The 18,765-nt window shown below is 41.8% G+C and carries 12 protein-coding genes; 4 read left to right on the top strand and 8 right to left on the bottom strand.

What is annotated here, in order from left to right:
• Positions 1–22: 22 nt before the first annotated feature.
• From BACCOPRO_RS04055 to BACCOPRO_RS04035, 5 genes are all read right to left on the bottom strand, one after another.
• Positions 23–1,333 carry an aminotransferase class I/II-fold pyridoxal phosphate-dependent enzyme gene (locus tag BACCOPRO_RS04055; RefSeq protein ID WP_008141194.1) on the bottom strand — a complete coding sequence of 437 codons (1,311 nt, stop codon included), beginning with the start codon at positions 1,331–1,333 and terminating at the stop codon, positions 23–25.
• The gene (locus tag BACCOPRO_RS04050; RefSeq protein ID WP_008141193.1) at positions 1,330–1,926 is read right to left on the bottom strand and encodes an indolepyruvate oxidoreductase subunit beta; all 597 of its coding nucleotides are present in this window, start codon (positions 1,924–1,926) and stop codon (positions 1,330–1,332) included. Before BACCOPRO_RS04050 ends, BACCOPRO_RS04055 begins: the two co-directional genes overlap by 4 nt.
• The gene (locus BACCOPRO_RS04045; RefSeq protein WP_022277778.1) at positions 1,923–3,545 is read right to left on the bottom strand and encodes a thiamine pyrophosphate-dependent enzyme; all 1,623 of its coding nucleotides are present in this window, start codon (positions 3,543–3,545) and stop codon (positions 1,923–1,925) included. The genes BACCOPRO_RS04050 and BACCOPRO_RS04045 overlap by 4 nt, the downstream gene beginning before the upstream one ends.
• Before the next feature lie 34 nt (positions 3,546–3,579).
• Positions 3,580–4,341, bottom strand: a complete 762-nt coding sequence (locus BACCOPRO_RS04040) for an amidohydrolase (protein ID WP_040311151.1) — start codon at positions 4,339–4,341, stop codon at positions 3,580–3,582.
• A 170-nt stretch (positions 4,342–4,511) separates the two neighbouring features.
• On the bottom strand, positions 4,512–6,290 hold the full coding sequence (locus tag BACCOPRO_RS04035) for an alpha-1,3-galactosidase-related protein (RefSeq protein ID WP_040311160.1): 1,779 nt from the start codon (positions 6,288–6,290) through the stop codon (positions 4,512–4,514).
• Between the two features lie 150 nt (positions 6,291–6,440).
• On the opposite strand from BACCOPRO_RS04035, the gene lysS reads away from it, so the two are divergent.
• The 4 genes from lysS (at position 6,441) to BACCOPRO_RS04015 (ending at position 11,485) form a co-directional block, all read left to right on the top strand.
• On the top strand, positions 6,441–8,168 hold the full coding sequence (gene lysS / locus BACCOPRO_RS04030; RefSeq protein ID WP_008141187.1) for a lysine--tRNA ligase: 1,728 nt from the start codon (positions 6,441–6,443) through the stop codon (positions 8,166–8,168).
• Positions 8,169–8,248: 80 nt separating this feature from the next.
• Positions 8,249–9,244 carry an NAD(P)H-dependent glycerol-3-phosphate dehydrogenase gene (locus tag BACCOPRO_RS04025; protein WP_008141185.1) on the top strand — a complete coding sequence of 332 codons (996 nt, stop codon included), beginning with the start codon at positions 8,249–8,251 and terminating at the stop codon, positions 9,242–9,244.
• Positions 9,245–9,281: 37 nt separating this feature from the next.
• The gene (locus BACCOPRO_RS04020; protein ID WP_008141182.1) at positions 9,282–10,631 is read left to right on the top strand and encodes a glucose-6-phosphate isomerase; all 1,350 of its coding nucleotides are present in this window, start codon (positions 9,282–9,284) and stop codon (positions 10,629–10,631) included.
• A gap of 128 nt (positions 10,632–10,759) precedes the next feature.
• Complete coding sequence (locus BACCOPRO_RS04015; RefSeq protein WP_022277784.1) at positions 10,760–11,485, top strand: inorganic diphosphatase; 726 nt, start codon at positions 10,760–10,762, stop codon at positions 11,483–11,485.
• Positions 11,486–11,603: 118 nt separating this feature from the next.
• On the opposite strand, the gene BACCOPRO_RS04010 is transcribed toward BACCOPRO_RS04015, so the two are convergent.
• From BACCOPRO_RS04010 to BACCOPRO_RS04000, 3 genes are all read right to left on the bottom strand, one after another.
• On the bottom strand, positions 11,604–13,304 hold the full coding sequence (locus BACCOPRO_RS04010) for a DUF4091 domain-containing protein (protein ID WP_008141178.1): 1,701 nt from the start codon (positions 13,302–13,304) through the stop codon (positions 11,604–11,606).
• Between the two features lie 167 nt (positions 13,305–13,471).
• A complete protein-coding gene (locus BACCOPRO_RS04005; protein ID WP_008141176.1) occupies positions 13,472–15,541 on the bottom strand; it encodes a RagB/SusD family nutrient uptake outer membrane protein in 2,070 nt (689 codons plus the stop codon).
• A gap of 11 nt (positions 15,542–15,552) precedes the next feature.
• Positions 15,553–18,747 (bottom strand): SusC/RagA family TonB-linked outer membrane protein, encoded by a 3,195-nt coding sequence (locus BACCOPRO_RS04000; RefSeq protein ID WP_008141175.1) that lies wholly within the window; start codon positions 18,745–18,747, stop codon positions 15,553–15,555.
• Positions 18,748–18,765: the final 18 nt, after the last annotated feature.

Here is an 18,765-nt window from a genome sequence, read left to right as displayed (position 1 = left end):
CGTTAATTAAAAAGCGTTATTATCAAAGGTGATCTTCATGGAAAGCTTTCATACGTTCCTCAAGAATCGGATAAAGTTCTTCACGCATCCGGGAAGTACAGGCTCGAACTCCCTGTTGTTCACTACCGGTTGTTGAAAGCGAAATGCTGCTTACTCCATAATACATCAGTTCACAAAGCAACTCTCCTCCAGTCATACCGGGATAACCAAGTGTAAAGAAGAAGCCATCACCAACAGGTTGAGTCACATCATGATCATATACAATTGTAAAACCATTGTCCGTAAAGATCTTCTTCATGCGAGCTGCCCTCCGTTCATACTCACGGGTATCCTCCACAAAGTTAATAGTTCCATCTACGGAGCGGTTCAACATTTCCGCCATTCCATACTGCGTAGTTGCCGTACATCCGGAAGTAATCATATACATAATTGAAGCGATGAAAGTCGGTCCGAACACACCCGAATCTTCATAACGCTCAGCTAAAGCCGGATATTGCTTATCAAACAATTTATCGGACACACAGGCTAAAGCGATACGCTGGCCTGCATAACTGAATATTTTCGAAGCGGAAAGCATCAAAATGTAATTATCCGTATAACGGGCTACCGTAGGCACAAAAGGAGCCTGATACGGACGACCGAAAGGATGACGGAAGTCCATACAGAAATATGCCTGATCTTCCATGACTACCGCATCATATTTTGTTGCCAACTCACCGATAATCTTCAGTTCTTCTTCTTCCAGGCAAATCCATGCCGGGTTATTGGGATTAGAATAGACAATGGCAGCAATATCACCGTCTTTAAGATATCCTTCCATCTTATCACGCAATGCCTGTCCGCGAAAATCATGAATATCAAACAGTTTCCAGCGAATGCCCAAGATACGCAACTGTGACTTCTGGATCGGGAAACCAGGATCAATGAACAGGACTTTGTCTTTTCCCGGAATGCGCTGGGTGCATGCAATAAACGCACCGAATGAGGCTGCCACTGAACCCGTTGTCGGCAAACAAGCACGAGGTGAGATATCAATGTCAATAAAAGCTTTCACAAAACGAGATGCTGCTTCCTTTAACTCCGGAACTCCTGCAGCTGCCGGATATTGTGCACCCAGTCCTTTATCCAGTGCAGCTTTTTCTGCTTCTATACCAATCCGATTGGCCGGCAAACCCGGAGAGCCCTGATCCATCCGGATAAAAGGAATTCCAGTCAGTTCCTCCAACCGGGAAGCAACCAGCAAAATGTCTCCAATTGTTGCATTCTGCAAGTCTGCTACTTTCATTTCTCTGGCAACAGAAGCTACCAGATCTTCATTAAAAACCTTGCTCATTCTGATTTTTCATTAAGTCCTTTCACATACTCATAACCGATATTAAACGCACGGTTATTCATTTCCACAACAGCTTCTCCTTTCGATGCAAAGATCCGTCCTACACTTGCACGCAACGTTTCTACATCCAGAATTTTCAGAAAAGCTGCTGCCGCTCCCAATAAAATAACATTCGCTGACTTCGGTACCTGATTCTCACGTGCCAGAGATTCAACGTCCAAAGCGACAACATGTGGCTGAGACTTCAGTTCTTCCTGCAAACAGGCTTCATCCGGATAGTTCGGAATATTCTTGAATGGAGCAGAAGAGGTAATAATCCAGCCTTCCTGCGACAAATAAGGTAAATAACGCAAGGCTTCCATCGGTTCAAGAGACAATATCAGATCAGCACTTCCCAATGGAATCAGGTCGGAAGCAATCGGTCCGTCAGACAGACGTAAATTAGACTGTACATCCCCACCACGCTGGCTCATTCCATGTACTTCTGCCTGTTTTAATGTAAGCCCCATGCGTGTCGCTGCTTCTCCGATAATGGTTGCAATGGAGAGGATTCCCTGTCCTCCTACTCCAGAAAGTATGATGTCTGTTTTCATTTTTTCTCTGCTCTTTTCTGTTTCAACTTACGATTCAAAGTCTGCATACATTCACGGCGCGGAATGATTACAGAAACCCCATTGTATTCTATTTCTTCCCGAATAATCCGAGTTATTTCATCCATATTTTTCGGCAAAGGCACAACTACGCGTACATGCTCCGGTTCAACTCCCAGTCCCAGACAAATAGCTTCAAACTTATTAGTGCCGGCAGAATCCTGTCCTCCCGTCATGGCTGTGGTGAGATTATCTGAAATTACCACAGTTATATTGGCCCGGTCATTAACGGCATCCAACAGGCCCGTCATACCAGAATGGGTAAAGGTTGAGTCACCAATAACAGCAATTGCAGGAAACAAACCTGCATCTGCAGCTCCCTTGGCCATTGTTATAGAAGCTCCCATATCGACACAACTAGCCAATGAACGGAAAGGAGGAAGAGCTCCCAATGTATAGCAGCCAATATCTCCAAAAATCTTGGCATCCGGATATTCAGCCACAACTTTGTTTAAAGCATCATAGACGTCTCTGTGTCCACACCCATTACATAAAGCAGGCGGCCGGGAAACGACTTGTTTTGCAGGAGCATAAACTTGTGTAACAGACATCCCCAAAGCCAGCCGAACATTGTCCGGATTCAACTCGCCTGTACGAGGAAGATCTCCACTCAGACGGCCTTTAACCTGATAAGCAGACGGTAAAATACCTTTCAGCTGTTCTTCGACAAAAGGCTGACCGTCTTCTACCACTAAGATTTCTCTGCAAGAAGCTGCCAATGCTGCTATTTTCTCAACAGGAAGCGGATATTGCGAAATTTTCAAGAGTGGATAAGGACAACCTTCCGGAAAATTTTCCATTACATAATTATATCCGATACCACATGCAATAATTCCTTTTTCAGCCATCTTCTCTTTTCCCTGCATGTAAAGATTATATGGAGAAGACTCTGACAGTGCCATTAATTGGGGCTGAACTTCGATTACCTCCAAATACCGACGACGTGCATTACCCGGTAACAGTACCCAGTCTGCAGGAACAGAAGGACGTCCGGTTCGGGTAACCTCCAAAAAGTTTTGTTTCACTGTCACCGCAGCCCGCGAATGAGCCATACGAGTTGTAATACGCATCAATACTGGCAATTTCTTTTCTTCCGACAATCGAAAAGCACCTTCCATCATATCATAGGCTTCCTGTTGGGAAGAAGGTTCCAGCATAGGAATCATAGCAAACTTACCATAAAAACGAGAGTCCTGTTCATTCTGAGATGAGTGCATGGAAGGATCATCAGCTGCCAATACCACAATACCACCATTGACACCAGTTATAGCTGAATTAACAAAAGCATCAGCACACACATTCATACCTACGTGCTTCATACATACCAAAGCACGACCACCCACATAGGAAACGCCCAGTGCAGCTTCCATAGCCGTCTTTTCATTGGTGCACCAAGTACTATGTAATTTGCGTTCCTGAGCCAAAGGAGAATCTTGAATATATTCGGTAATCTCTGTAGAAGGAGTGCCAGGATAGGCATAAACTCCCGAAATACCAGCATGGATAGCTCCTAAAGCTATCGCCTGGTCTCCCAATAATAAAAGTTTATCTGGATTGTTCATCATAATTATAGAAGGTATGTTAATTCTGTATAGATTATAAGATTTGATAAGGATCGGCATCGTCAAGTACAGGGAATTTTTTCCTGAATGCCTCAAGTACATCCATATCAATAGTTGCTTCAGCCGTACAAGATTTGTTATCTTCACAAGCTGCTAATGTATGTCCGTACGGATCTATCACGGCACTTCCCCCACAATATTGACATGCAGGATCTTCTCCTACCCGATTAACGGCAACTACATAACATTGATTTTCAATCGCCCTTGCCCGTAAAAGGATGTTCCATGCGTCAACTCTTGGAGTCGGCCAGCTTGCTACGTAAAGAATCATGTCGTAATCTTTACGATTTCGCGCCCAGACCGGAAAACGAAGATCATAGCAAACCTGTAATAAAATCCGTACACCCCGGAAATTTACAATAACCCTTTCAGCACCTGCCGTGAAAGACTTGTGCTCTCCACCATAGGTAAACAAATGTTTTTTATCATACCATTGTACCTGTCCATCCGGATGAACAAAATAAAATCGGTTGTAAAAATGTCTGTTTTCCTCTACTGCTATGCTCCCGGCTAAAGCAGCATTCAGTTCTGCAGCTTTTTGTTTCATCCATAGAAGTGTATCACTCCCCACAGGTTCTGCTATTCCTTCCGGCCGGGTACAAAAACCTGTAGAAAACATCTCGGGCAGCACAAATAAATCAGCTTCCCCACAACGGGCGAACATTTCATCCACTTTCTGCACATTGGCCTTGGGATTCGCCCAACTAATATCAGTTTGTAAGATTATAACTTTCATGTCTTCCATAAATCAGAAATGCCCCAAAGTTAACAAAATAATTAAATGCAGCCTATTTTTCTATCATTTTTTCGAAATAAGGGCCTTTCTCTACATCCTTACAGTCATACAAACAAAGGATAGAGAAAGGCCCTGACAGGTATTTCCCGTTTGATTATACCCAAACAATTTTACTCAGCAATCTCAACTCGATTAACACGTTCCAAAAGAAAACGGTTTTGATTCCAGTGAAAAGGCTTATAATCAGTATTCATACGGATCACATTGTTTCGGAATATCAGACCGTCAACCGACTTGGCATAAAGAACCGGAGCATCAAATATATCAAACTCATTATCTACAATCTGGATAGCTCCCGCTTTTCCACCATGGAAATAAGCAACCTGATGATCCAGGTCAGGAATTTCCGGATAAATAGAAATGACTGCATTCGTAAACTGGAACATATTTGTCAACGAATTAATGAAACGGTTTTTACGAATCACAACATCACGACAAGCTCCGGTTTCATACCATCCGTTACAGTCTCCGCAAAGCAAGATAGCAGTTCCTGAAGTATGATCAAACAAATTGTTTTCTACTACTGTTTTCTTTGGCGTACTGAACAAAGATCCTCTGGCACGATTATTACGGATCGTATTATCCGCAAAATACACTTCCGGAGTCCAGGTCAGGTTTTCAATACCAAAACTTTCACCTTCAGTCAACCAGTCACCAACAGGTTCGGAAAAACGTATTTCAAATTCCCGGGCTCCTTCCACTGATGGCTTGTCCAAAGGAGCAATCCGTTCAATCCGACTGGTATCACCAACGACTTCCATTGTCTTAGAACGAACAAACTGTACTTCATCACCAACATATCCCCAGTCAAATCCCCAGGACTGATCATGCATATAACGACCAACCAATGTATATCTGTCAATCTGCTTGATAACCTTCAGGTAAGTACCATGCACATTAATTGCATCATCCATCATTCCCTCATACAAGCCTCCTGTAGACGTTATTTTTCCCTTACACTGAGAAAAATGAGTAGCATCAGCCTGAGTCGTGAAGTAACGCGGATCATTCTCTCCTTTCAGACATACGCCGAAACCATCAAGTGTAATATTCTCACACAATTGCGCCAGCAAGCCCATTCCCTGTGCATAATGTACTTTCACATTTTTCAATGTTGTATTCACGTTGTGTGACAAGAAAATACCAGGTGTCGGCCGGTCCCATGCACGCATGGCAACTACCGTTCCCGGTTGAAGACGTTTATCTTTCCATTGTGGAGCATACAATACATCCTTATCCACCTTTGTCACACCTTTAGTAGAGTAAAACAAATCACTGGTATTATACACTACATGGCGAGTATCTTTCTCAAAAGCTATTCCTGAACTGGGACGCAATTTCCATCCTTCTCCATAAGTTTCAAAAATAGAATCTTTTGTTATCTGATACACAACCCACGGAGCAACCCGGAATGTCATCCCCTTGTCTCCTTCATTTTTCAGGATTTCAACCTGGGCAATGTGTGGATTAGCAAAATCAATACTGAAATCTTTCAGTGTACAATTTGAGGTATGCAGCAAAGACACCGGAAGCATCTGTCCGTGAAAGACAAACTCTGCCCCATTTCCTTCAATAGTCAGATTCTGAAAATTTTCCAAAGCTAATCCAACTTTTTTAGGATTCGTCTGATCATGATTTGAAATATAATATTCACGTTCTACAGCATCATTCGGATAAAAATGATAGACACCAGGAGTAAAACGTAAAACCACCTCTTCCCCGGAAACTGCCTGCTTGCGAATCTTATCAAGTGCTTTTTCCACACGAGGAGACATATTCGTTTTCTTCCCGGGAACAACTCCTAAAGAAGTCATGTCAAACACTTGCTGTGCCCAAAGAGGCATACATAAACTGCCCAACAGGGCCATACATAAAATTTTAGTCTTCATGGTCATTCTTTCATTTTAAGGAATTTTGACGCGAAGATAGATATTTTTAAAAGGATATCCCCTCTATCACAGTAAAAAATACCTTAATATAGAGATACATTGCAAAATGTTTCGTATTTTTGTATCCAAATTGAGTTAATGTATTAACAAATGAACGTATTAGAACTAAGTGAACAGGAGATTATCAGACGTAACAGTCTGAATGAAATGAGAGCGATGGGCATTGACCCCTACCCTGCTGCCGAGTATGTAACCAACGCTTTTTCGACTGACATTAAAGCCGAATTCAAAGATGACGAAGCAGAACCGCGCAAAGTATCCGTAGCGGGACGTATCATGTCACGCCGCGTCATGGGTAAAGCTTCTTTCATTGAGTTACAGGATTCCAAAGGTCGTATTCAGATTTACATCACCCGTGACGACATTTGTCCGGATGAAAACAAGGATTTATACAACGTAGTATTTAAACGCCTGCTCGACTTGGGAGACTTTATCGGCATCGAAGGTTTCGTATTCCGCACACAAATGGGAGAAATCTCCATCCATGCACAGAAGTTAACGGTATTGTCAAAATCAATCCGCCCACTTCCTATTGTGAAATATAAAGATGGAGTAGCTTACGACAAATTCGAAGATCCGGAATTGCGTTACCGCCAACGTTATGTTGACTTAGTCGTTAACGATGGAGTTAAAGATATTTTCCTGAAACGCAATAAGGTTTATAACTCCATGCGTGAATACTTCAACTCGAAAGGATATATTGAAGTAGAAACTCCAATTTTGCAATCCATTGCCGGAGGTGCAGCCGCACGGCCTTTCATCACACACCACAATGCTTTGGATATACCTTTATATATGCGTATTGCCAGTGAACTTTACTTGAAACGTCTGATCGTAGGTGGATTCGAGGGAGTCTATGAAATTGGCAAGAACTTCCGTAATGAAGGTATGGACCGTACACATAATCCGGAATTTACCTGTATGGAAATCTACGTAGCCTATAAGGACTACAACTGGATGATGAAGTTTACAGAAAATATGATTGAAAAGATTTGTATGGATGTAAACGGTACAACGGAAGTTAAAGTGGGAGATAATATAATCAACTTTAAGGCGCCGTTCAAACGTGTGACCATGCTCGATTCCATCAAAGAATTCACCGGATATGATTTGACTGGCATGAATGAAGAACAAATCCGTGAAGTATGCCAGAAATTGAACATGGAAATTGATGATACAATGGGAAAAGGAAAGCTGATCGACGAAATCTTCGGAGAATTCTGCGAAGGAAACTACATTCAGCCGACCTTCATCACAGACTATCCGATTGAAATGTCCCCGCTGACCAAACGTCACCGCAATAATCCGGAACTGACCGAACGTTTCGAATTGATGGTTAACGGTAAAGAACTTTGCAACGCTTATTCAGAGTTAAATGACCCCATCGATCAGTTGGAACGTTTCGAAGAACAAATGCGTCTGAGTGAAAAGGGAGATGACGAAGCCATGATCATCGACAAAGACTTTGTCCGTGCTTTGGAATACGGTATGCCTCCGACTTCAGGTATGGGTATCGGAATGGACCGTCTGGTAATGCTGATGACCGGACAGAGCACAATTCAGGAAGTTCTGTTCTTCCCTCAAATGCGTCCTGAAAAAGTTATTCCGAAAGATGCTCCTGCTAAATTTATGGAGTTAGGTATTTCTGAAGACTGGGTTCCTGTCATCCAGAAAGCTGGTTATAACCTCGTATCAGACATGAAAGATGTTAACCCGCAAAAACTTCATCAGGATATCTGTGGTATAAACAAAAAGTATAAACTGGAACTGACCAATCCGTCCGTAGACGAAGTGGCAGGCTGGATACAAAAAATTTAATTAATTAGAAATTGAAAATTAAAAGCTTCTCCACTTGATGAAGCTTTTAATTTTTAATTTTTGGTTTTTAATTGATAGCCATGAAATTACCCGGGAAAATAGCAATTATGGGGGGAGGAAGCTGGGCTACCGCAATCGCAAAAATTATACTGACCCAAGCTGAATCAATAAACTGGTATATGCGCCGAGACGACCGGATTGAAGAATTCAAACGTTTAGGACATAACCCAGCTTATCTGACTAGTGTGCGCTTTGACATCCGTCGAATAAATTTTTCTTCGGATATTAATAAGGTGGTAAAGGAATCGGATACCCTTATTTTCGTAACTCCTTCGCCTTACTTGAAAAGTCACCTCAAAAAGCTAAAAACTAAACTCAAGGATAAATTCATCGTCACTGCCATCAAAGGAATTGTTCCAGATGAAAACTTAATCGTATCCGATTATTTCCATCAAATGTATGACGTTCCCGAAGAAAACATAGCCGTATTGGCGGGTCCCTGTCATGCTGAGGAAGTTGCACTGGAACGCCTGTCATATTTGACTGTAGGATGCAAGGACATTGAAAAAGCTAAAATGTTCGCAAAACAATTAGCCGGCCATTATATCAAAACCTCCGTAAATCCAGACGTTGCAGGTATTGAATATGCTTCCGTATTGAAAAATGTTTATGCCATTGCTGCTGGAATATGCAGCGGACTAAAATACGGAGACAATTTTCAAGCTGTATTGGTATCCAATGCCCTTCAGGAAATGAACCGTTTTCTGAATACGGTTCATCCTCTGGAACGTTGTACCAATGACTCTGCCTATCTGGGAGACCTGCTGGTTACTTCCTATTCTAACTTCAGTCGAAACCGCGTATTCGGTACCATGATCGGAAAAGGCTACTCGGTAAAAAGTGCACAAATTGAAATGGAAATGATCGCTGAAGGATATTATGGTACAAAATGTATAAAAGAGTTGAACAAGCACTTACACGTCAACATGCCTATCGTAGATGCTGTTTATAATATTCTGTATGAACGCATCTCACCAATGATTGAAATAAAGCTGCTGACCGACTCGTTCAGATAATGCTGAAACAAACAATTTTTCTAAAAACAGATACAGTATGGAAAATATCAAACTGAACATCGAAAAGACTTTAGAATTTATTTCCAAAGATAAATTAGCCGCTTACGCACCTAAAGTAAAGGCTTGTATGGAAACCCTGGAAAAAGGAACCGGACTGGGAAATGATTTTCTGGGATGGTTACATCTTCCTTCCTCTATTACTCAAGAACATCTGGCTGACTTGAAAGCTACAGCCCAGGTTTTACGCGAGAATTGTGATGTTGTTATTGTTGCAGGTATCGGTGGCAGTTATTTGGGAGCACGTGCTGTCATTGAAGCAATGTCAAACAGTTTCTTGTGGTTACAGGAAAAGAAAGCCGGACAACCGACAATTATTTTTGCCGGACATAATATCGGCGAAGATTATCTGTATGAACTGACTTCATTCTTAAAGGATAAGAAATTTGGTGTCATCAACATTTCTAAGTCTGGAACAACAACAGAGACAGCCTTAGCTTTCCGCCTGCTGAAGAAACAATGCGAAGAACAACGCGGAAAAGAAATGGCACGCAAAGTTATTGTAGCTGTAACAGATGCCAAGAAAGGTGCAGCTCGCGTAACAGCAGATAAAGAAGGTTACAAATCTTTCATTATTCCTGATAATGTAGGTGGACGTTTCTCTGTATTAACTCCGGTAGGATTACTTCCTATTGCCGTTGCAGGTATTGACATCGACCAGCTGGTTGCCGGTGCATGCAAAATGGAAGAAGTATGTGCTAACCCGAACATGGAAGAAAATCCTGCAGCCTTGTATGCTGCTACACGCAATGAGCTTTATCAGAATGGAAAGAAAATCGAAATTCTGGTCAACTTCCAGCCTAAGCTTCATTACTTCATGGAATGGTGGAAACAGCTTTATGGAGAATCTGAAGGTAAAGACCACAAAGGTATCTACCCAAGTTCAGTAGACTTCTCCACAGATTTGCACTCTATGGGACAATGGATTCAGGAAGGTGAACGTACTATCTTCGAAACTGTTGTTTCTGTTGAAACTCCCAACCATGAACTGCATGTTCCCTCAGACGAAGAAAACCTGGATGGCTTGAACTTCCTGGCTGGAAAACGTGTTGATGAAGTTAATAAGATGGCAGAGCTGGGTACTCAGTTAGCTCATGTAGACGGAGGAGTTCCCAATATGCGTGTCAGCGTGCCTGTTCTGAATGAATATTATCTGGGACAGCTGATCTATTTCTTCGAAAAAGCTTGTGGTATCAGTGGTTACCTGTTGGAAATCAATCCATTTAACCAGCCTGGTGTAGAAGCATATAAGAAAAATATGTTTGCCCTGTTAAACAAGCCTGGCTACGAAGAAGCATCCAAAGCTATTCGCGAAAGACTTAAAAAATAACAAGAAAACGGGCCGATAAGGCCATAAAAGGATGAAGAGGACACGTTCCAATAAAAGGATTGTGTCATCTTCATCCTTCCTTTATTTTAAAGCCGTCAGGCTTCATGTCCAACTAATCAATATACAACGTGTATAAATCATCCATAACATCCTATTTACAAACTCATTCCTACTCAAGAATCAATCTGAAGGCAGTTCTGTTTGACATGGATGGAGTTTTATTCGACTCTATGAAAAACCATGCGACAGCCTGGAACCTGGCCATGCAACAATACGGAATGACACTAAGCCGAGAAGAAGCCTATATGCACGAAGGACGCACAGGAGCTGGAACAATTAATATTGTAAGTCAGCGGGAACGAGGCTATGAGGCTAGTGAAGAAGAAATCAAACAAATCTATCAGACCAAAAGCGATATCTTCAATAAGCTTCCCAAAGCAGAACGTATGCCTGGAGCCTACGAGGTATTACAGAAAATTAAAAGCGAAGGACTGATACCCATGGTGGTGACCGGATCTGGGCAATTATCATTATTGGATAAACTAAACCACAACTTTCCGGATATCTTCAAACAAGAATTAATGGTAACTGCTTTCGATGTAAAATATGGAAAACCGAATCCGGAACCTTATTTAATGGCCCTTCAAAAAGCCAATATACAAGCTAATGAAGCGATTGTCATCGAAAATGCTCCTCTCGGTGTACGGGCTGGAGTAGCTGCCGGAATTTTCACCATAGCAGTTAATACAGGTCCGTTACCCGATTCTGCTCTGCTGGACGAAGGTGCCAACCTGCTTTTCCATTCCATGCCAGACTTCAATAGTCACTGGGAAGAAGTATATCAAGCTTTTTGAAACATTCATCTTTTTTCCAGTATCAAATATTGAAAAAAGCAGAAGATACCGAGTAAATCAGTCTCTTCTGCTTTTTGACAATAGCAACAATCTCGTCTAAAACAAACTTATACTGCTTTTATTTTTCAGAAAGTTTCTCCAGAATCTGATGACGAATTGCTCTGAAATGATCTCCATCTGTATCATACAACGTCCAATGGAATACCACCTGACGACATAGTTCTTTAGCCAGATCCGGTTCCTTTTGAGCCAACATCTGCAAAAGTGTATAATCAGCTATACCATCACGCATAGCTTCCAAACGAATAGAACTATACAATTTGCCATTCTTCGGATATACAATCCAGCTGTCTCCGCCTGGAAGCGTATTTCCACTTTCCAGATTCATCGTTGTTGTTTCTCCATAAGGATCACTGTTTTCTTTCCAGAAATTAAATCCCCAATGCAAATAGCCCGTAGCTCCGTAACGGAAGTTCAACCAATGAATCAAACGAGTTTTAATGGAGGGTAATTCGAGAAAACGATTTGCAAAGTTCCCCTGAGGAGCTAAACAAGTATAGAACCAAACTTCATCCCCTGCTTTCTGGCGCTCCTGATAAAAACTATATCCGTCTTTATAGAAATTCAATTGAGGGACCCAAATATCAACCGTATTTTCCAGATTATGTGTATGACAAGCTTCTATAATCCTCAGATCCGGACAAATATCTTTCACAAAACGAGCAATTTCCACATAACTCTTGAAATTGGACTCTATAGGTTCATCAGCAATATGCTGTACATAAATATCTTTTAATCCACGTTTTTGCAGATGCGACATCAAAGAAGGCAAAAATTGACGATAAAAGTTACTTGCTTTCTCAGAATTGATCGGATACTGAACCAACTTTTTGTTACCGTCTTTATCAACTTCAGGAACATATGCCTCAAAATTACTATCCCAATTACCTGCACGGGCAGCAATATGTCCTCCTTCAATCATTTTTAAAGCCCCAGCTTGACGAAATACGTCTATAAACCGGTCAAAATTTTTATAATCAAAAGAATACTTACCGGATTTCTCTGAAAATTCAATATGCTGTAGCGGAGAAACCAAGATTACATTTGTATAACATTCATGTAATTTAGAAGCCAACTCACCTACCATTTTCCAATACTCAGCCGAATAAGGTTCTACATCCTTTCCTCCATTGAAAACCTTCATTTTATCATCTGCAGTAGTGAACCAGTTCGTCACCCAAAGAGAAGGTTTTTCAATTGTAACCGGATAAACTTTCACATAAATCTCTCTAGTAAAAGAGAAGGGCTTATTTCCTGCCAATCCTTTTAAAGTTACTTCTGCACGATAACAACCTTCTTTAGCATCGACTGGAACAGGTAAAGTCACCCACATGGGCTGAGTCAGATCACGCTCCACCGACCAATTCTGTTCTTCACAGATAGGATCCGGATAATAACGAGAAAGAGAAAGAATTGCATCATTAGCCAGTTCGGGTGTCAAACGTCCCTCTTTCACATAATTCACAAACCCTTTACGCGAAACATTCATTGACGCTCCCTGTCCGGAACGAAAAGCAGTAACATCAAACTGAAGATCCTTCAAAGGCAAGCCACTGCGAACAGCAAACTGGAAAGTAGCATTTTCCCCTTTTGCCACTTCAACCGTATCCGTAAATTCAGGGAAGAAATTAGATTCTCTCAATACCTTCAGAAATGGATCTACTTGTTTAAAAGTTATAAGATCCGTGACTTCCTGAGCATTCAAATGACTGGTAATCCAACACACCAGCATGAAAGTGCCTATCCAAAATTTTTTCATAATATTAAATAGATTTTTATGATTAAATTAAATTGTCAGAAAGAAAAAAGCACAAAGGAAAAGGATATTCTCACGAACTTCCTTTTCCCTTATGCTATATCAAACGTTTATCAAAATTTCAGGAAAATACTCCTTACGTTCCATAAACGTTATATACTATTATCTGATTATTCCAATGCACGACCAGCAGTCATCGGCCAGTATGGATTCTGATACATAGAAGAAGTTTCTACATTATTTGGATCGGTAGCGGTCAAAGTGAAATCCTGTACGCCAAGCGGTTCCAGATAATATGCCTTCTTCCAGGTATATCCGTCAAACAACTGGTTGTTGATCTGAGTACGGCCCATCGGACGAATATACTTGCTAACAGAAGCTGCAGACATATTTGCATCACTACTACCATCAGCCTTCAGCTTAGGCATATTAGGTGCATTTTCATACTTCTTATAAGTTTCGTCCCAGAAGTTCATACCTTCCAGCATATAATGACCATTGATTGCCAAATCCCAGGAACGCCATCTCTTCAAGTCATCCCAACGCATACCTTCAGAGATAAACTCACAACGGCGTTCACGACGGATGTTATACAGAGTAGCATCTACCGGCTGATCACCAGAATAAACAGCCAAGTCACCATAAACTGTACCATTTACAATGTTAACTTCCTTAGCCAAGTCAGTATTAGCGATAGTCAACTCATAGTCTTCACTCACACCGGCACGTTTACGGATAGCCTTCCAATATTTCATTGCATCACCATCCAAACCATGGTTCTTTTCATAACATGCTTCAATGTAATTCAAATAAGCCTCAGCAGCACGGAAAACAACAGCACCGGTTGTACAGATCACAGTATTGCTTTGATACTGATCATAATCGTAGCTGTAATATTTACGCGGACGATAACCGGTAAAGTCCAGCAATTCCAAACTGTTAGTCAACAAAGGAATCGTATCCAAAGTAGTCACATCATTCTTCGCAGCTACTTTAGGATCTCTAGGATCACTTGCAGTAACATCATCTTCACCCATCACGAAGAGCTGCAAGCGCTCGTCACGTCCCTGTTTTTCCAAAGATACGGTTGTATCTCCCTGATAACCGGAATTATCAGCATACCAAGGCAAACCATTCTGCATCAGGAAAGACGTGATATAGCTACGTGACAATCCCAACTGGTCACCACCTGCAGACAAAATATAGCCGGCATCGTGTGTATAACCAATACTCAGGTTATATTCTTTCCACAACAGAACCTCAGAAATACTGCTCAAATTTTCAGAGCTGAACATATCAAAATAAGGGTTCCATCCATTGGTCTGTCCCAATGTCGGATTCATCTGATGAGAGTTTTCTGTCAAAGTACAATGATCAGCCACAGCTTTAGCTGAACTCATAGCTTCGGTCAGGAAGAAATCGATTTCACCAGCAATATCAAAAGTCTTTCCCTGATTGTATGACATGTTCTTACCAGGCCAGGATTCATCACCCGGAACACGACCAGTACCCTGATGATATCTTTCGAAAGTTGCTTCAAACAAAGCAACACGTGATTTCAACAATTGAGCAGTCTGCTTGTTGATACGCTGATTGTTCATATAACCCTGATCCTGCAGACGTGAAATAGCAGTATCCAGATCTTTCAAAATGAAACGGGCTACTTCATTACGCGGAGCACGAACAGCCAAAGCTTTCAATTCCTCTGCATCATCAGAAAGAACTTTTTCAATGATCGGCATATCTCCATAACGTACCAAAGCCTGATAATAAGCCAATGCACGGAAGAAATAAGCTTCTCCGATATAATGCTTCAGAGTAGCTTCATCACCCTGAATAGTTCCTGCTTCTTCTTTCGGAAGAATCTGTTCCAACAACCAGTTCCAGGTACGGATACGGCTATAATAAGTTTCAAAGTTCTTTCCGGCAGGAACCAGTTTTTCACCGGCAAAATAGTTCAAGTCACCAGACTGAGAGAAAAGGTTATCGGTATTATTATCATTCAACGTCATACCGCTTCGCCAGTTCTTGTCATGGAACAAAGATTGTCCACGAGAGTTCTGCAGCCAGGAATAATAGTTGATAACGTATGCACCCACCTGATCTACGGTAGAGAAGTAAGCTTCAGGAGTTACACTGGTTATCGGCTCACGATCCAGAAAACTGTCGCAGGAAGCCAGAGTTGATGCACCCAAGCCAATCAGTGAGTATAGATAGATATGTTTTAAACTTAGTTTCATATTTGTATTTTTTAGAAGTTAACATTTACACCGACAGAAATAGTTCTTTGAAGCGGATACAATTTACCCGGTCCCCAGTCACCACCCAATGTTTCGGGATCGAAGATGGCACTGATACCTGTCAATGTCAGCAGGTTATCACCTGAAACATAGAAGCGAACTGATTCCATAGAAGCCTTCTGAGTCCAGCTCTTAGGCAAAGTATAACCAATCTGAACGTTCTTTACACGCAGGTATGCAGCATTCTGCAAATATCCTGTCTGAACCTGCTGGTTCTTGGTGATACCACCGAAATAAGGTTTCGGATAGTATGCATCCGGATTATCCGGTGTCCAGTAATCCAAATGTTCAGTGAAGCAAGCAGACTGCCATTCGTCACCGCTGGCACCCCAGAAATACGGGCCACTCAACCAGTAGTCACGTTTCATCACACCCTGCAAGAATACAGAGAAGTCAAGTCCTTTCCAAGATCCATCCAAAGTCAAACCGAAATTGTAACGAGCATAGCTGTTACCAATTACAGTCAAGTCGCCATGATCACCAAGAGTACTTGATCCAGAAGTAACTTCACCATCACCATTCAGGTCGGCATACATCACGTCACCAGCACCCCATTTAGAACCCCAGTTCGGTTTGTTGTTAGCCAGGTGAGCATCCATTTCTTCCTGAGTCTGAGCAATACCTACAGTAGTATAACCCCAGATAGTTCCATCCAACTTACCAGCATACCAAGTGTTGATATCACCACTTTCATTCGGATACTTAGTTACCTCTCTCTGACCGTCAGCCAAAGTGAAACGTACACCATAGTTGAATTCATTGATGCGGTCTCTCCAAGACAACTCCATTTCCCAACCATAAGATTTCATATCGGCGTTGTTGATGGCAGGAGCAGAAGTACCCAGGATACCAGGCAATGTAGGAGCCGGACCTACCATATCATATGTATAACGCTGATAGTAGTCGAATGATCCGGTCAAGCGGTTGTTGAACAAACCAAAGTCAACACCGACGTTCCAGGATTCTACAGTTTCCCAAGTCAGCAAGCTACTTACGATACCCGGAGTACCAGCTGTATTCTGACGTACACCATTCAGCAACCAACCAGAGTTAGTAGTACCGGTAGGCATAGTCTGGAAGAACGGATACCAGGCATCTGTTTCGTTGTTACCCAACTGACCCCAAGATCCTCTCAGCTTCAATGTTCCAACCACACTGTTCAGCGGTTCAAAGAACTCTTCACGTGCGATATTCCATCCCAAAGAGAATGACGGGAACAAACCCCATCTCTTATCACCAATGAAACGAGAAGAACCATCATAACGCAAGTTGGCTTCCAACATATAGCGTTCTTTATAGTTATAGTTCACACGACCGAAGAAACCGGCAATAGCCAATTCTGAAGCGCTGTTATAAGTATTCTTATTGTCCTGAGTCGTATTCAATTCCGGCACGGTAGGAGTAATCAGGTCAGTACCGAAACCAGTCAAGCTACCATTCTTGTAAAGTTCCGCATTGAAACCGGCCATTACTTTGAAATAATGATCACCGATCGTCTTGGAATAGTCACTATAAATATTAGTTGAGAAATAATCCTCACTAGAACGATAGTCCTGAACTTCAGAATATCCGGCAGCACCACCGTTCCAAGACAACAGATAAGGCTGGTTGTTAGTATCATAACCGTAGATAGGCAATACAGCCCAATGAGATTTTTCATTATACTGACGCAAACTACCTTCCAAATTGATATGCCAGTCCTTGATCGGTTCAAACACAAACTGAAGCTGATTGGTCATCCAGTTCTTTTCATTGTTCTGTTTACCACCTTCTTCCATCTGGGTAATTTCCATTTCAGGGAACCAGTGTCCATTCGGATCCCGAACCGGGTTGGTCGGCCAGCGACGGGCAATATTATGGAAGAACAGACCGGTCATATAAGTAGGACGGTCGTATGCTTCACGTGTCCATTTGTTGTTATAGTTCATGGTCACCCAATCAGCCAGCTTCACTGAAATCTTGCTGTTCAATGTATAACGCTGGAATTCATCTGTTCCATGACGCAACAAACCGTTCTGATCCAGGAAGCTACCACTTAACAAATAGGTAACTTTTTCATTACCACCGCTGATGCTGAGGTTATGTTCCTGAGATGGAACCCAACTCTTATAGAATTCATCAAACCAGTTAGTATTGGCAAATGCACCTCCGTAACTTTGCCAACGACCATTTGTTCCCGGCAGCGTACCATAATATTCCGGTTTGGTCGGATCGGTATATCCACCTTCCATGTAAGTTTTGATACGATTCATATCTTCTTCATCGAAGATCACAGTACCATGAGCATTACGGTTTGCTTCGTTGAAATAATTGGCAAAATCCCAAGAGTTAGTCATGCTAGGTTTCTGAATCGCATCTGAGAAACGAACGTTTCCAGAATAGTTAACTCTAGTCTTACCGCTGTTACCATTCTTAGTTGTAATCAAGATTACACCGAATGCTGCACGTGCACCATAGATAGAAGAAGAAGAAGCATCCTTCAAAACTGATACGTTTGCGATATCATTCGGGTTTACAGTGTTCATATCACCTTCAACACCGTCAATCAAGATCAACGGGTTACCACTAGAACCAGAACCGATTGTACCGGCACCACGGATATTGATACTCATTGAAGCATCCAAAGCACCACCACTGTTACCTACAGACATGTTCAAGCCCGGGATCTGTCCCTGAAGAGCCTGTGCTACATTCTGAACCGGACGAGATTCCAACACTTTAGAATCTACCATAGATACGGCACCAGTTACGTTTACTTTTTTCTGTGTTCCATAACCAACAACAACAACTTCATCCAAAAGCTGAGTGTCTTCTTTCAAGGTTACATTCAAAGGTGTACCTTTCCATTCAACTTCCATAGTTTGATATCCTACGAAAGAAACCTGCAAAACACTTCCCCGAGGAACATTATTCAAGGAGAAGTCTCCATCAAGACCGGTTATGGTACCATTGGTTGTACCTTTCACCATGACAGTTGCACCAATAATGGGTTCACCTGTAGCATCTTTTACGATACCAGTGCATGTACCTTTCTGCTGAATAGCGTCAATGCCTGTTACGCTTTCTCCAGATACTGCGTAAACTGTTCCCCCGCCAATAGCGGAAAGGAATAGCAACATACTGACTGATTTAAAGTTTTTAAACATAGATCCTTATTTATAATT

Source organism: Phocaeicola coprophilus DSM 18228 = JCM 13818, from assembly GCF_000157915.1.
GTDB classification, from domain to species: domain Bacteria; phylum Bacteroidota; class Bacteroidia; order Bacteroidales; family Bacteroidaceae; genus Phocaeicola; species Phocaeicola coprophilus.
The sequence above is the reverse complement of the archived record's forward strand: the minus strand, read 5'-3'. Positions and strand labels throughout refer to the sequence as shown.